16 protein-coding genes are annotated in these 15775 nt (G+C 37.5%); 5 read left to right on the top strand and 11 right to left on the bottom strand.

Annotated elements, in window-relative coordinates:
* Positions 1-54: 54 nt before the first annotated feature.
* From IX38_RS03805 to IX38_RS03780, 6 genes are all read right to left on the bottom strand, one after another.
* Positions 55-894 carry an energy transducer TonB gene (locus IX38_RS03805; RefSeq protein WP_034701912.1) on the bottom strand — a complete coding sequence of 280 codons (840 nt, stop codon included), beginning with the start codon at positions 892-894 and terminating at the stop codon, positions 55-57.
* A gap of 23 nt (positions 895-917) precedes the next feature.
* Positions 918-1490 (bottom strand): ExbD/TolR family protein, encoded by a 573-nt coding sequence (locus tag IX38_RS03800; RefSeq protein ID WP_034701911.1) that lies wholly within the window; start codon positions 1488-1490, stop codon positions 918-920.
* Between the two features lie 15 nt (positions 1491-1505).
* Positions 1506-2108: an ExbD/TolR family protein gene (locus IX38_RS03795; protein ID WP_034701908.1), complete on the bottom strand. Its 603-nt coding sequence runs from the start codon at positions 2106-2108 to the stop codon at positions 1506-1508.
* A 64-nt stretch (positions 2109-2172) separates the two neighbouring features.
* Positions 2173-3036: a MotA/TolQ/ExbB proton channel family protein gene (locus IX38_RS03790; RefSeq protein ID WP_034701907.1), complete on the bottom strand. Its 864-nt coding sequence runs from the start codon at positions 3034-3036 to the stop codon at positions 2173-2175.
* A 240-nt stretch (positions 3037-3276) separates the two neighbouring features.
* Positions 3277-6090: a leucine--tRNA ligase gene (gene leuS, locus IX38_RS03785; protein ID WP_034701905.1), complete on the bottom strand. Its 2814-nt coding sequence runs from the start codon at positions 6088-6090 to the stop codon at positions 3277-3279.
* Positions 6091-6283: 193 nt separating this feature from the next.
* Complete coding sequence (locus IX38_RS03780) at positions 6284-6757, bottom strand: lipocalin-like domain-containing protein (protein WP_034701904.1); 474 nt, start codon at positions 6755-6757, stop codon at positions 6284-6286.
* Positions 6758-6954: 197 nt separating this feature from the next.
* Between IX38_RS03780 and IX38_RS03775 the strand changes: the two genes are divergently transcribed.
* The 3 genes from IX38_RS03775 to IX38_RS03765 are packed head-to-tail and all read left to right on the top strand — an operon-like array spanning position 6955 to position 9337.
* Complete coding sequence (locus IX38_RS03775) at positions 6955-7932, top strand: acyltransferase family protein (RefSeq protein ID WP_034702486.1); 978 nt, start codon at positions 6955-6957, stop codon at positions 7930-7932.
* Positions 7933-7955: 23 nt separating this feature from the next.
* On the top strand, positions 7956-8711 hold the full coding sequence (locus tag IX38_RS03770) for a glycosyltransferase family 2 protein (protein ID WP_034701901.1): 756 nt from the start codon (positions 7956-7958) through the stop codon (positions 8709-8711).
* On the top strand, positions 8711-9337 hold the full coding sequence (locus tag IX38_RS03765) for a deoxyuridine 5'-triphosphate nucleotidohydrolase (RefSeq protein WP_034701899.1): 627 nt from the start codon (positions 8711-8713) through the stop codon (positions 9335-9337). The genes IX38_RS03770 and IX38_RS03765 overlap by 1 nt, the downstream gene beginning before the upstream one ends.
* On the opposite strand, the gene IX38_RS03760 is transcribed toward IX38_RS03765, so the two are convergent.
* The 5 genes from IX38_RS03760 to IX38_RS03730 form a co-directional block, all read right to left on the bottom strand.
* Positions 9329-10561 (bottom strand): 3-deoxy-D-manno-octulosonic acid transferase, encoded by a 1233-nt coding sequence (locus IX38_RS03760; RefSeq protein ID WP_034701897.1) that lies wholly within the window; start codon positions 10559-10561, stop codon positions 9329-9331. The genes IX38_RS03765 and IX38_RS03760 overlap by 9 nt on opposite strands.
* A 4-nt stretch (positions 10562-10565) precedes the next feature.
* Positions 10566-10910 (bottom strand): cupin domain-containing protein, encoded by a 345-nt coding sequence (locus IX38_RS03755; protein ID WP_034701894.1) that lies wholly within the window; start codon positions 10908-10910, stop codon positions 10566-10568.
* Between the two features lie 31 nt (positions 10911-10941).
* The gene (locus IX38_RS03750) at positions 10942-11664 is read right to left on the bottom strand and encodes a C40 family peptidase (RefSeq protein ID WP_034701892.1); all 723 of its coding nucleotides are present in this window, start codon (positions 11662-11664) and stop codon (positions 10942-10944) included.
* A gap of 106 nt (positions 11665-11770) precedes the next feature.
* Positions 11771-12418, bottom strand: a complete 648-nt coding sequence (locus IX38_RS03745) for an O-methyltransferase (protein ID WP_034701890.1) — start codon at positions 12416-12418, stop codon at positions 11771-11773.
* A gap of 510 nt (positions 12419-12928) precedes the next feature.
* Positions 12929-13762, bottom strand: a complete 834-nt coding sequence (locus IX38_RS03730; protein ID WP_034701884.1) for an OmpA family protein — start codon at positions 13760-13762, stop codon at positions 12929-12931.
* Between the two features lie 90 nt (positions 13763-13852).
* Between IX38_RS03730 and tilS the strand changes: the two genes are divergently transcribed.
* The gene (gene tilS / locus IX38_RS03725; RefSeq protein WP_034701882.1) at positions 13853-15157 is read left to right on the top strand and encodes a tRNA lysidine(34) synthetase TilS; all 1305 of its coding nucleotides are present in this window, start codon (positions 13853-13855) and stop codon (positions 15155-15157) included.
* The gene (locus IX38_RS03720) at positions 15154-15714 is read left to right on the top strand and encodes an RNA polymerase sigma factor (RefSeq protein WP_034701879.1); all 561 of its coding nucleotides are present in this window, start codon (positions 15154-15156) and stop codon (positions 15712-15714) included. Before tilS ends, IX38_RS03720 begins: the two co-directional genes overlap by 4 nt.
* Positions 15715-15775: the final 61 nt, after the last annotated feature.

Genomic DNA, 15775 nt, shown 5'->3' with positions numbered 1-15775 from the left:
AATAAAAAGAGAAGCATATGCTTCTCTTTTTATTTATAAGTTGAATAATAAATTTTATTCAAAGTTCATCGTAAACGGTACGCTATAGTAAGATCTAACGCTCTCCCCGTTTCTTTTCGCAGGAGTCCATTTTTTCAGTTTCTTAACTACACGAATCGCTTCACTGTTGAAGTCGCCGTTTGGAGATTTCTCTTCAATAGTAACTCCGGAAACAGTTCCGTCTCTTTCTACAACGAACTTAAGTTTTGCCTTAAGGGTACCTTCACCTCCTTCCATTAAAGAAGTGTCAAAATTTTCCCCAAGATATTTTCTTAATGCGGCCATACCTCCAGGATATTCTGCAGACTGGTCTACATCTTTGTAGATCTCGTTAGGGTTATTTGTTTTTACTTCCGCAGTACTGGCTTTGTTACCAGTAGATGGCGGTGGTGGCGGTGGTGTATAAGCCGGAGCTTTTACCCCTTCCTGATTATTTAAACCAGTCGTCGTTTCTAACTGCTTAGAAATTGGCGGCGGTGGTGTTTCAATCTTTGGAGCTTTTACAGGCTCCGGAACTACGTTCTGAATAACCTCAATTTTCTCCTCTTCTTTTGGAGGAGGTGGTGGAGGTGGTTCTTCTTCTTTTGGCTGCTCAATGATCGGATCTTCTTCAATAATGTTTACCAGATCCGCCTTCACTTCTTGCTTAGGTGGTTCAGTAAGTCTCTTAATTGTAAGATAGATAAAAGGAGACAAAGCCGCAACCAGGAATAATGCCGTTCCAACAATAAAAGATTTTGTCAGAAGTCTTGGATACTGATGTCTGAGATCATAGGCACCATATTCCTTATTTCTATTTTCAAATACAATTTCATCTAAAGTAAGATTCTGATTGTATACATTTTCATCTGCCATAGCTTTACAGTTTTATGGTTAAATTACTTTGTAGCTGGTGCAGCCGCAGCTCCATTATTCCCAACTTTTCTATCATAGATGGCTTTTTCCCAAGGCTTCACATCGGTTACCCCGTACTGCTCGCTTTTGGTAATGGCCATTTCGTCAAGAATATCTACAAAGTTCTTATATACAGCATCGTCAGTCGGCTTGATAATAACAGTAAATTTTGTTTTATCTGCTGCGCCTGCTTTTGCTTTCTCAATTATTTTTCTAATACCTTCTCTGTCGTAAGTAGTCTCATTAAGATTCTGATCAGTTAAAGATGTATTATCCTGCTGATGCCAAAAAATCTTATTGTTTTTACCCAATAATAAAGAGATTGAGTTAGAAAGCTTAATTTCTGTTGGAGGTGGTTTTGGCTGATCCTCTTTTGGTTTCGCCGGAAGACCTAAATCCATTACATTCGGTTTGCTAAATGTGGTTGTGAACATAAAGAAGGTAATCAATAGAAAACCCAGGTCCACCATCGGAGTCATATCTACTCTGGTATTCTGCTTCTTGGAACGTACTTTGCCGCCTTTGCCGCCTTTTTCCTGTACTTGTACTTCTGCCATTTCTAAATGATATTATTATGGTTTACCTTCTTGTGATGTAATCAACCAGAATTTAAGAAAATCAATATCTCTTAAACCTTCAAATAAGCTTTTAACTTTAGGATATTCAGTGGTAACGTCTCCTTTGATTGCCAATTTGTAATCAGGATTTACGCTTAAACTTTGTTTTACCCATTCTACTAACTGCTTATTTGTACTATCCATAGGAATCCCGGTAGGACTCTTAAAGCTTTTCTGCTCCTCATCTGACAAATCAAGATAGCCTTTCAGTTGGTTCATTGGAACCCCAATTGCTTGTACTTTTTGAAAGGCAGCTTTTTCCTGGTTGGTAAAAGTCATATTATACTTTTGGCCCATTTTTTCTAAAAGCTGTAATCTTTCTGATGCATTTTCAACCGGCTGGAAATAGAATTTCCCGTCCGGAGTCGCGTTGATGGTCATCAAACTTGCATCAGGAAGTAACTTCTCTGATATTGAAGATGGCGGTTTAATCTGCTCCACGTCAGGTTTTTTAAACTGAGTGGTCAATATAAAGAATGTAAGCAGCAGGAATGCAACGTCACACATTGCCGTCATATCCGTCACTACTCCATGTCTTTTTGGTTTGACTCTCGCCATTTGTTTTGAATTATTTAAATTAAACTTCTTTTTAATTGGAATGCAAATTCCTTGCTAGAAATTCTTAGTTGAATTCAGCGAAAGACTGCTGGATGCTCATAGCGATCTCGTCGATCTTATAAGTTAATCCGTCAATTTTAGAAGTAAAGTAATTGTAAAGAATAATTGCGATAGCTGAAGTACCAATACCTAATGCCGTGTTGATCAAGGCTTCGGAGATACCTGTAGAAAGTGCAGCTGCATCCGGAGTACCACCTCCTGAACCTAATGCAAAGAATGCTTTGATCATCCCGATTACAGTTCCTAAAAGTGCGATTAGTGTAGCTACAGTACCTAATGTAGAAAGAATCATCATGTTCTTTTCAAGCATTGGCATTTCAAGAGTAGTAGCTTCTTCGATAGCTTTGTTAAGAGCTACCATTTTCTGCTCTTTATTTAAAGTAGTATCGTGAGAAAGCGCTTTGTAAGTAGTAAGACCTTCTTTCACTACGTTACCTACAGATCCCTGTTGTCTGTCACATTCTTCTAAAGCTTCATCAATTTTGTTCTGATTCAATAAGTTTCTTACCTGAACCACGAAGTTGTCTAAGTTTCCTTTTCCAGCAGCTTTACCTAGTACGAAATATCTTTCAAAAGAGAAAACGATTACAGTAATCATGAAAGTAATCAAGATTGGTACGATAACCCCTCCTTTGTAGATAATACCTAAGAACGATTCCGGGTGAATGTCTTTTCCTTCAACACTAGAGAAAGCTACAGAACCACTACCTAGTTTTTCTGCGTCTTTAAAGTTTCCTGGGTTCCCAAGAACAAATAAATAAATACAAACTCCTATAACGAATAAAATAGGAATAATAACAGCCGGGTTTAAACCTCCTGCTTTTCTAGCAACTACTTGCTCATCATTTTTTGAAACATTCATTTCCATATTTAACTAAATTATATTGTTTTAAAATTTTACAAGGTGTAAATTAAAGGCAAAATTAATTAAAATGCAAGAGTCTGAAATAAACATTTTGCATTTTTCTGATAAAGAAAATTTAATACGATTTCGATATAGTAATTATTTTTAATTATTTTATTTATTTTCCTCAATTTTAACATTTCAATTATAAATTTAAAAAAATAAGGCCCTCATTTTTTTAAAATTCCCAATGTTAACTTTTTTTTAAATTACGATATTCACAATACGGTGATGCACTACGATGATTTTTTTGGGTGTTTTACCCTCTAAAACCGACTGTATCCTTTCATCTGAAATCACCAAATCTTCTACCTCCTTAGCGGATAACTGAGCCGAAAGTGCGATTTTGAACTTCATTTTACCGTTTACACTTACCGGATATTCAATTTCGTCTTCTACCAGATAATCTTCATTCAATATAGGGAATTTTTCAAACTCAACAGATTCTTTATTTCCCAGTAAACTCCAAAGCTCTTCACAGATGTGTGGCGCGTACGGAGAGATGATAACGGCTAACGGCTCCAAAATATTGCGTTTGTTACATTTTATTTTTTGCAGCTCGTTCACAGCGATCATAAATGAAGATACGGAGGTATTGAATGAGAAGTTCTCAATATCATAAACGACCTTCTTTATTAAGGTATGCAACACTTTGTATTCTGCTTTGGAAGGCTCTTCATCGGATACTTCAAACGTATCTCCGTTGAAATACAGGTTCCAGAATTTTTTAAGGAAACCGTAGACTCCGCTTAGTCCTTGTGTGTTCCATGGCTTGGACTGCTCCAAAGGCCCCAGGAACATTTCGTACAGCCTCAATCCGTCTGCTCCGTATTCTTCACAGATATCATCAGGATTTACGACGTTGTATTTGGACTTGGACATTTTTTCTACCTCGCGGTCCGTGATGTATTTTCCTTCTTCTAAAATAAATTCTGCATCTGCATAATCCGGTCTCCAAGATTTGAATGCTTCAGTATCTAATTCGTCAGATGCTCCTTTTAATAAGGATACATCCACATGGATTTTTTGAGTCTGATAATTACCCGCCAGATTTTTGGAAACATATTGGTTGGTTCCGTCAATTCTGTATACAAAAGCACTCATCCCCAAAATCATCCCCTGGTTGATCAGTTTCTGGAAAGGCTCATCCTGATTAATATATCCTCTGTCTTTTAAGAACATATTCCAGAAACGGGAATATAACAAGTGTCCGGTTGCGTGTTCGCTACCTCCGATATATAAATCTACCTGCCCCCAATAATCAGCCAATTCTTTTTTCACAAAAACCTCCTGATCATTCGGGTCCATATATCTAAGGAAATACCATGAGCTTCCCGCCCAACCCGGCATTGTAGATAATTCTAATGGAAATACGGTTTTATCATCAATAAGATCTGTGGAAACAACTTTTTGACCGGCTTCATCCCAGGCAAATACTTTTGCATTTCCTAATGGTGGATCCCCGTCTTCTGTCGGCAAATATTTTTCAACTTCAGGAAGTTCCAACGGTAAAGCGGAAACCGGAATCGTGTAAGGCATTCCTTCTTTATAATATATAGGAACGGGCTCGCCCCAGTAACGCTGTCTTGAAAAAATGGCATCACGCTGTCTGTAATTGGTAGTTCCGTGACCGATCCCTTTTTTCTCAATAGCATCTATTATTAATGATTTTGCATCACTGTAATTTAATCCGTTCAGAAAATCAGAGTTGACACAAACCGAATCTTTAGAATCGAAAGATTTTTCCTGAACATCTTCTTCAGTTTCAACCACTTTTTTAATTTGCAAATTAAATTTCTTGGCAAATCTGTGATCGCGTTCGTCATGTGCAGGAACGGCCATTACAGCCCCTGTTCCGTAACCCATCAATACATAATCTGAAATATAGATTGGCATCTTCTCATTACTGAAAGGATTGATGGCATAACTTCCGGTAAAGGCACCGCTCACGTTTTTCACGTCAGACATTCTGTCCCTTTCGGTTTTTTTGGAAGTTTCTTCTATATAAGTATCTACTTCTGCTTTCTGAGCTTCTGTAGTAATGGTATCCACTAAAGGATTTTCAGGAGCCAATACCATAAAGGTAGCTCCGAAAATGGTATCGGGTCTTGTGGTGAAAACCTCAACGGTTTCATCGTGACCTTCAACATTGAATCTAACCTGTGCTCCCTGGGATTTCCCGATCCAGTATTCCTGGGCATCTTTAAGAGGCTGCGGCCAGTCTAATGTGTTAAGCCCCTGCAATAATCTTTCAGAGTAAGCGGAAATTCTCATGCTCCACTGCATCATTTTCTTTTGGAATACAGGGAATCCTCCTCTTTCGGATTTTCCGTCTTTTACCTCATCATTGGCCAATACGGTTCCCAAAGCCGGACACCAGTTTACGGTAGTCTCTGCCCTGTAAGCCAGACGGTAATTTAACAGGATGTCTTCTTTATCAAGAACTGAAGACTCTTTCCATTCTTCTGCCGTGAAATTCAACTCATCGTTCTGACTGGCATTTAATCCTTCAGTTCCTTTTTCTTCAAAATGCTGAATTAAAGTATTGATGGATTCTGCCTTATCCGTATTTTTATTGTACCATGAATGATACAGCTCTATAAAGATCCACTGTGTCCATTTATAATAAGAGGCGTCTGAAGTTCTCAGTTCCCGGCTCCAGTCGAATGAAAAACCGATCTTTTTCAGCTGCTCTTCATATCTGTTGATATTTTCCTCGGTTGTGATCGCCGGATGCTGTCCTGTCTGGATGGCATACTGCTCAGCAGGAAGGCCGAAACTGTCGTACCCTACCGGATGAAGAACATTAAACCCCTGGTGTCTTTTATATCTCGCATAGATATCTGACGCAATGTATCCCAGCGGGTGCCCCACGTGAAGCCCTGCCCCGGATGGATACGGAAACATATCGAGAACATAAAATTTAGGCTTGTCTGTGTTATCGGAGGTTTTATAGGTTTGATTTTCCTCCCAGTACTTCTGCCACTTTTTTTCTATCTGCTGATGATCGTAAAACACTTTTTATAATAGATGTTAGATGTTAGACTTTAGATATTAGAATTAGTTCTTTATCATTAATTCCAAATCAGGATTCACAAAAATAATGATTTTAAAAGAAATGGAAATTTTAATTTTTGATTAATTAATGAATACCCTTCAATAAAAAAATCTCATCCGGAGATGAGATCTATGATAAGGTATGAATGTATATTTACTGAGGAATTCTTTTCATGGTAAAGGTTCTTGTCTTATATACAGTCGGGTCCTGAGTCTCTTCTCTAAATGCCACGTTTAAGGTAGTATCATTGAGGGTAATTATTTTACCGCTGGATGGCTCCACGGTACCCTCATATTTAACTATTACCGTTTTCGCACTTCTATCATATGTATAGGTAAAGTTCCTTTGTGATGTAATAGCACACTGTGGAGTTGTACCAATTTCTCCCCAATCGTTTCTTTTTCCGGATGTCTGGGTATTGAATCTCCATCTGGAATTTTTCTGACAGTCGGTATATGTAATAAGATCCGAAACAGGGTCTTCACCTACCTCTACAGTAGTAACCACTTCTTTCAGCGGCTGCCAGAGGCCTATAAGCGGATATTCCATCTCATTATCGCCATCATCATTACATCCCGTAGCTACAAACAATGATAAACCTGCAAATAGTAATGCTAATTTCTTCATAAATAAAATTTTCAAGGGCTAAAATTATAATTTTTTTGATTTATATCACCATTTTTTGTGAAAAATAATTTCGATAAAGTATATTTCTGAAAATTTTAGAGCATTAAGCTTCAAAACAAACATTATTTAGCAAAATAGTGAATCTCGGTTTCGCCCTCTATTTATTAAAAAAACTATTTTTGCAGAAAGAAACAAAAATGCAAAGTATAACGAAAAATAATTTTGACTTCATCCGTGTTCTCCTCGCTTTCATTGTCTTTGTAGGACATTTGGGGGCTTTAAGCGGCTCCAGCCGGCTCACCTTTCTAACCCACAGCCCCGTAGAAATTGCTGTTTTTTCGTTTTTCATTGTCAGTGGTTTCCTTATTGCAAGGAGTTACGAAAGATCTTCCAGCCTGAAAAGCTATGCAAAGAAAAGATTCAACAGGATCGTTCCTGCCTATTTACTGGTTGTATTTCTCTGCACTATTCTTCTGAGCCTGGTAAGTACACTGTCTTTTTCTGATTATTTTGGCAACATACAGGTGTATAAATATTTCTTTTGGAATTCAATTTTCATGAATTTCATGGCACCTTCTCTTCCGGGAGTATTCGGAAATGCGGCTGTAAACGGTGCTCTTTGGACGCTTAAGATTGAAATGTGCTTTTATTTCGCGGTCCCTCTGATCTTTTTATTGTTCGGGAAAAACAATAAGTACAGGAATCTCAGCCTGATTGTCCTGTATTTTCTTTCGCTGATCTTTCTTAATTATTTTGAAATGACGGGAAAGTCCCAAATTTCGAGGCAGCTTCCGGGTTCACTATGCTATTTTATTGGAGGAATGCTGATTTATTTTCATTTTGAAACTTTCATCAAACATAAAAATACCCTGTTCATTATTGCCATCATAACGGTTTGGATAGACCTGATCCTGCACATCAAACTATTCTCTCCCATCATGATCAGTATCATTGTGCTGTACATCGCCTACTCCCTGAAATTTCTTAATAATTTCGGAAAATACGGAGACTTCACTTATGGCATTTATATATTCCACTTCCCTATTATCAGGGTGTTTGCTGCGCTTGGACTGTTTGCCGGCTACAATCCTTTTTTCATGAGTTTTGTCTGCATGCTGGTAGTTATCGGAGTAGGAATTGCATCATGGCATCTTTATGAGAAAAAATTTTTATAATTTTACCCCCAGTAAAAACACCAATGAAAGACCTGGTCTCCATCATCACCCCAAGTTATAATTCTGCCGAATTCATCGAAGAAACGATACAATCTGTTCTGAACCAGACCTATGACAACTGGGAATGGCTCATTACGGATGATCTTTCCAAAGACAATACCGTAGAGATTATACGAAAATACAATGATCCCAGGATAAAGCTACAGATCCTTAATAAAAACGGAGGTGCCGGAAATGCCAGAAACAACAGCCTGGAAAGAGCCACGGGAAGATATATTGCCTTTCTGGATTCCGATGATTTCTGGTATCCTGAATATCTGGAAACAATGACAGATTATATGCAGGAAAACAATGCGGAACTGGTCTACTGCAATTATTCGAGGTGTAATGAGCAGTTACAGCCTGTTTTAAAGGACTTCATGGCAGATAAGGTGGTAACCTTCTCTAATCTTCTGAAAACCTGCAGACTGGCCCCGGTTTCTACCATGTACGACACCAAAAGGGTTGGGAAATTTTTATTTCCTGTTAAAAGCAAACGTGAAGATCATGTGATGTGGCTGAATCTTCTGAAGGTAATTCCCGAAGGAATGCCCATCAATAAAACTCTGGCAAAGTACAGGATGCGTGAGAACAGCGTTTCCCGAAAGAAAAAAAATATCATCATGGATCAGTATCTGGTCTATAAGGACTTTATGGGGTTTTCTACTGTAAAATCTTTTTATTATACGGCCAATTGGGCTATTAATGGGTTCCTGAAATATTCAAAAATTTTTAATTAATGGAATATTCAAAAGAGTTTAAAGCGGCATTGAGTGCTTTTTCCAACGTAGAAAAAGACCGTCTTATTTTCAGGCTTCTGAAAAAGGATAAGCTTCTGTCTAAAAAACTGTATTTTGAACTGATCGATCAGGAAACTACGGATGATAAAAGGAATGCAATGGAAGAGAATGTTGCGGAACAGGTTCTTCTGGCCTCAAAATATGTTGGAAATGCCAAATATTTCCTTACCATTATCCGAAAACTGAGCGCAGAGATAACGGAACATATTAAAATTACAACGGATAAATTCGGGGAAGTTTCACTGAACCTTTTGCTGGTCAACAGAATCCTGGATTCCAACAGTGATTTCAGCAGACAGAGATTTGATAACGTGTATAAGCTTTATATTTATATCATCAATAAAGTGTTCAAGGCACTCGTATTAACTAAAAAGCTGGATGAAGATTACTGGATGGAGATTGATGAACTTCTGAGAGAAACGCAAAGTAAAATTTCGGAAAATCATTATCTGCAGAAGCTTTGTATCAATAATGGCCTAGATTTCAACTGGTTTGAAACCGAAAAAATTCCGGATCATATAGATGAGATCATGAAAGATATCAAAAGCCAGGGATTTTTAAGATAAAATCTTTTGCAGGATAAGCCTTGTGGCATCAGGCTTTTCGTCTACAAATCTCCGGGCATTCCCGGACATTTCTTTAAGTTCTTCCTCATTATTCAGAAGAAACAGCACAAAATCTGCTGCTGCATATTCCTCTGTAAAAGATTTCCCTCCATCGGCCGCAATAAGATCGTCTGCCTCAGGATTCTTTCTGTAATGATTTCCAAAGATTACAGGAATACCAAATGTAGCCACCTCCAAAATATTGTGCAGCCCGGCATCATGAAAACCGCCCCCTACCACAGCTAAATCTGCATAAGAATACAGTTTTGACAATAAACCGATACTGTCGATGATCAGGACCTGAGAATTGAGGCTGGAAGGTTGAACATTTTTAATTTCACTGTATAATAAGGCGTCCGGAAAGGAATGTTTGAGATTAGCTACTCTTTTCAGGTCATGAGGAGCCATAATCAATTTTAGACCGGCACTCATTCTGGAAATCGTGACGGCTATTTTTTCCTCCGCCTGCCAGGAACTCCCGAATACTACAGCTTTATGATCACCTATAAACTCTGAAATAAAATCAACATGATTGTTACGTTCTCTAAGCTGTTTTACCCGGTCGAATCTGGTATCTCCCGTCACTGAAGAATTATTTAATCCGATACTTTTCGCTAATGCAAAAGAAAATTCAGTTTGATGAAAAAACCAGTCCACATTTTTTCTGAGCTGCTTCACAAACCATTTCCCGTAGGAAGTAAAGAAGGCCTGTCTTTCATAAAACAAAGCAGAGATGACATAGATTTTAGCACCTTTATTTTTAAGTTCTGCCAAAAGATGATACCAATAATCATATTTAACCGTAAAAAATAATTCTATATCGAATTGGGAAATAAATTCTTTTACGGTACTTTTCTTATCAAAGGGAAGATAACAGATCACATCTGCGATATGTTTCTTTTTCATTACATTTTCGTAGCCGGATGGAGAAAAGAAGGTCACAAGGATCTTATGCCCCGGAAATTTCTCTTTCAGCTTTTCCAGAACCGGAAGCCCCTGCTCGTATTCGCCCAGACTGGCTGCGTGCATCCAGATTACTTTATCCGACGGCAAAAATGCAGCTTTTACTTTGCTTAAAGACTGCTTCCTTCCTTCAACGCCTTTTTTAGTTTTATCATTAAACAAAGCGAAAACTTTCATTCCGAAGATGAGAAGGCTGATAAATAGGCTGTATAGAAAGGACATTTAATTATTTTTCAATTTCAATTCGGTCATTATGGGTAGACGGGCTGGAAATAACAAGAAACTCCAATTCATCCTTAGATTCATTGGAGATACGATGTTCCGATTTAGGCTGAATGGAAATACTTTCTCCTGCCTTTACCGGAATTTTTTCATTATTAATATCAAATACAGCTTCGCCTTTTAAAATGTAAAAAACCTGCTCTGCCGTTTCATGGAAATGCAGTTTCTCAGCCGTTCCTGCGGGCATTTTTTCCTGTTTTACGGAAAGTTGGGCAGAATCATTCAAGATCCAGCTGTCGCAGCTGTTTCCCCAGATATAATGTTTTGAATTATTTTTAGATTGTATCATTTGAATATCGGTACAAAAAATCCGGTCGTATTTATGAATGGAGCAAGTTTTTGATTACTCTCAGCTTATGCGTATGCTTATTCATTTCTTTGTTGAAGATCCCGGTAGAATCCAGGATATCTATCCTCACCTTTCCTGAAGCATGAATGATCTTCTGGTTTTCAAGCATAATTCCTACGTGAATAATTTTGCCCTCGGGGTTTTCAAAAAAGGCCAAATCACCGGGCTGGCTCTCTTCCACAAAACTTAAAGGTTCGCCTATTTCTGCCTGCTGATAGGTATCTCTGGGCAGTTTGATATCATGAATTTTATAGACAAGCTGGGTAAAACCTGAGCAGTCTACCGCAAAAAAGCTTTTCCCTCCCCATAAATAAGGTACATTAAGAAATTCCCTGGCGGCCAAAGCTATGCTCTCACGAAGATCATGGCTCCTTCTTGAAGCCACCGCCTGAAATTCCACCTCGGAGCCCATAGACAGGAGGGTTTTTCCATCATTCATCAATACGGAAGAAAAATCTTCAGTCACTATGGTCACTTTTCTTTTTGCCAGCTCTTCCTCTGTTACAGGTTTCAGCTGTTTGGTATCCATCCATCCTTCATATCCGTCATAGTGCATTTTTATTCTGGTCCAGTTTTTATTCACTTCCAGAATATCTGCACTTTCTCCAAACAGTATTTCCGTAACAATTTCCGCTTTGTCAGAATTCTCTGCACGAACCGGTGCTACTGTAACATTACAAATTCCTTTATTCATTTATTAAGATTAAAAGATTGAATGATTTCAAAAAATTTAAATCATTCAATCAGATTCCGCAAAATCTTTTAATTATTTAATGATTTAAATTTTTAAATCTCGTAATTTATTTTCTTCTCAGAAAATTTACTCCGTCACGCAAAGGTAAAATAAGATTTTCAAAATCGTCGTCTTTTGCGATCAAATCATTCAGTTCTTTGATGACCTGTGTAGATCTTTGTTTCGGATTTTCTTCCAGCACTTTCCCGTACCACAAGACGTTATCAAACATCACTACTGAGCCTGTTTTTGTTCTGGGCTTGATCAGCCGGAAGTATTCAGCATAATTTTCTTTGTCGGCATCTATGAACACAAGGTCAAAAACCTCATCCGTTTCCTTTAAAAATTCTTTGGCATCCTGAAGCTTAAAATTGATCTGTCCGGCATATTCGCTTTCTTCAAAATATTTTTTCGGGAGATAGGCCAGATCTTCATTGATGTCTAATGTGGTAATTTTCCCGTCTTTAGCCAGCCCAGATGTCAGACAAAGTGTGGCATATCCTGTAAAAGTTCCGATCTCCAGCACATTCTTAGGCTGCATCATGTTGGAAATAATCGTTAAAAGCCTTCCCTGCTGATATCCGGATATCATATGCGGCTGTGTGGTTTTCTGATAGGTCTCTCTTCTCAGTTTTTTCAGAATTTCAGGTTCTGAGGAAGCATGTGTTTCCAGATACCTGTCCATTTCAGGATTTTGTTCTTCAAAAAAGCTCATACTGCAATTCTTTTATGTTATTCAAAAATACTTAAATAACCTGACTCCGGGGTAAAAAAATGAAAATTAGGTAGCTGGAAGTTATGATCAGGCTTATATTTCCGACAGTTACAGAGAAATGTAAAAACAGCCTTCAAAACAATAAAAAATAGAAGCACAGCTGTTATTCCTGCTCCCATCTTCCTTATTCTATTAAAATATTCCGTAAAAACCCTGTTTAAAATACCGTGAAAATACGGATATGTTTGCATTGAAGTTAATCATACATTTGCAGAGAACAAGGGTAAATACTACAGAAATGAATGTAGGGGCAAAACTAATAAACACCGAGAATCAGAAGACCGCAGGGCCAAAAGGCAAGGCGGATTCTTCGTCTAAAAAAACCAAGACAGAAATATCCACTTCTTTTTTTCAGCGAATTATTTCATTATTGAAAAAAGAAGAATTAATTTGATTAAAAAAATAAATCCCGAATAATTTCGGGATTTATTTTTTATGGGTATATTTCAATTACTTCTTAGGAGTAATATCCATTAACTTCATGAACTCATCCAGCTTAGGCATAATGATGATTTCCGTTCTTCTGTTTTCCGCTCTTCCGGAAACGCTCATATTGGTTGCTTTAGGATTGTATTCAGAACGTCCGCCAGCTGTCATCCTCGCAGGATCCACACCAAACTGCGTCTGAAGAACCTTAGCTACCGCCGTACCTCTCAATGCAGAAAGATCCCAGTTGTCTCTTGGCAGATTAGGTGAGCTTAAAGCTGCGTTATCTGTATTCCCTTCAATCAGTACAGAATATTTATCATAATCATTGATGACCTTGGCTACTTTTCCTAATACTTCCTGGGCAGCAGGCAGTACATTGTAATCCCCTGTTTTATATAACATTTTATCTGAAAGTGATATCATTACCACACCTTTCAATACTTTTACCTGTACATCATCATCCGCAACATTATCAAGAGATCTCTTAAGCTTGTTGGACAATGCCATATTCAGGCTGTCATTTTTGGCATTGTTTGAGATCAGCTGCTTGATATATGAATTTGAGGCATTGATTTCTCCTACCAGTTTATCAATATTAGCCGAGCTTTTCCCTGTATTTGAAAGACAGGCATCCAAAGACGATTTCAAAGCATCATGCTGACTTTTCAAGAGATTATTCTCACCTGACAATGCAGAATTCTGAGACTTTAAATCCTGGATCTCTCTTTGTCTTTCCCCGATATTTTCAATACACTGCTTATAGTTGGAGCTTAATGCGTCATACTGCTTTTTGCTGACACAAGATGTCAGTCCCAATGCCATTACAGATACTCCTAAAATTTTAATAATCTTCATATGTAATCATTTTTAGACGAATCAAAGTTAGGAAAATTGAATTGAATTTTATGGATTATCTTTGCATAAAAGAAATCCTCAACATACCTCTTGGAAAAATTCAGTTTTAAAAAACAGCTTGAAAATCTTGTCAGAAATCCGGAAAATCACAGCTATCTTCTGGCTGTAAGCGGTGGTGCCGATTCTATAGTTATGGCCTCTCTTTTCCGGGGTTTAGGGCTTACCTTTCAGATAGCCCATATCAATTATAAGCTCCGGGGTGAAGATTCTGATCTGGATCAAGAAACGGTTCAGGATTTTTGTGAGAAAAATCATATCCGGTTTCATCTGTACGAGGTTTCAGAAAAAGATAAAAAACCAGAAAATTCTATTCAGCTTTGGGCAAGGGAAATCCGTTACCGCTTTTTCAGGGAAATTCAGGAACAGGAAAACCTGGAATTCCTCGTTACCGCCCATCATCTGAATGACCAGCTGGAGACTTTCATCATCAATCTTTCCAAAGCTTCCGGCATCAATGGACTGAGTGGAATTCCGGCCAATAAGAATACTATGCTCCGTCCTCTTTTAAATTTTTCAAAAAAAGAAATTTATGAGTACGCTGAGAAAAACAGGATTGATTTCCGGGAAGACATTTCCAACAAAAAAAGTGATTATTTAAGGAATAAAATCAGAAATGAAATCATTCCCAAACTTTTAGAAACGAATGAGCATTTTCTGGAAAATTTCAAAAAGAGCTCTTCTTATCTAAACCAAACCAGGGATTTTGTAGAAAAACAGATCGGAGAAATTGAAAATCAGCTTACGGTATTTAACGCGGAGCATACAATATTATCCAAAGAAAAGCTGGGCCGGGAAAGCGCTTTTGTACAGTTTGAGATTTTAAAGAAATACGGATTCGACAGGAAGGAAGAAATTCCAAAGATTTTTACTGCGGAAAACGGCAGCTCTTTTTTTTCAAAGGACTACCAGCTGATGATCAGCCGCGATGAATTAATTTTCATCAGTAAAAAACAAAAGCAGGAAACCAAAGATGAAATTCTTCTGATCGAAAATTTTGACTTTTCTAAAAGCCAGATGAATATCAGTCTTGAAAACACGATTGAAAATATTGACGGAATCAATAACAGTTTTGAGTGGGATTTTGATGCCGCAAAACTTCAGTTTCCATTGCGTTTAAGAAAACAGCAGGATGGCGACGGCTTTTATCCGGCAGGTTTTTCAGGCAAAAAGAAAGTTTCTAAGTTTTTTAGGGACGAAAAATTATCTATTTTAGTGAGACAAAAAACATGGATCTTAACAGACCGTGAAAATTCCATTCTGGGAATTATTCCTTTCAGGCAGGACCGAAGATTTATGGCAACAAAACACACAGAGAAAGTTCTGACCATTACATGAACAAAAGAACGACAAACGCTTTAGCTATCGAAGATTTCCAAAAAGACAGCAATGTTGCCTTTGCCGTTCTGTATCAAAAATATTTCGGGTACACCCGGAAATTTGTTCTTGGAAACAAAGGGAATTTAGAAGATGCGGAAGATGTTTTTCAGGATGCTTTGATTATTTTATACGAGAAATTGTACGATGACGATTTCAAAGCCTACACTTGTCTTGCCAATTATGTCACCGGAATTTCTAAAAACCTATGGCTGAAAAAACTGAGAAACCGAAACTTTTTTGTGGAAATTCACGAAACCTATTATTTTGAGAACAAGGAAGAGATTAACCAAGCCATAGAAAACGAAAGAGATTATTGGGACAAACTCAATGATTATATCAATGAAATCTCTTCTCACTGCCAGAATCTCATCCACGATATTTTTATGAAGAATAAAAATATCGGAGAAATACAGGAAAAATACAAGTATTCCAGCAAACACAATGCTCAAAATCAAAAGCATAAATGTGTAGAACAAATACGGAAAATAAAAAAAGAAGATAATTTTCAAAACTGATTATCAATACATTATAAAAAATCACTATTTCATTGGGTGATTTTTTTTGTTTTTGGGAACT

It is taken from the genome of Chryseobacterium luteum (assembly GCF_000737785.1).
Classification (GTDB): Bacteria; Bacteroidota; Bacteroidia; order Flavobacteriales; family Weeksellaceae; genus Chryseobacterium; species Chryseobacterium luteum.
This window is presented reverse-complemented; position numbering and strand designations above follow the sequence as displayed.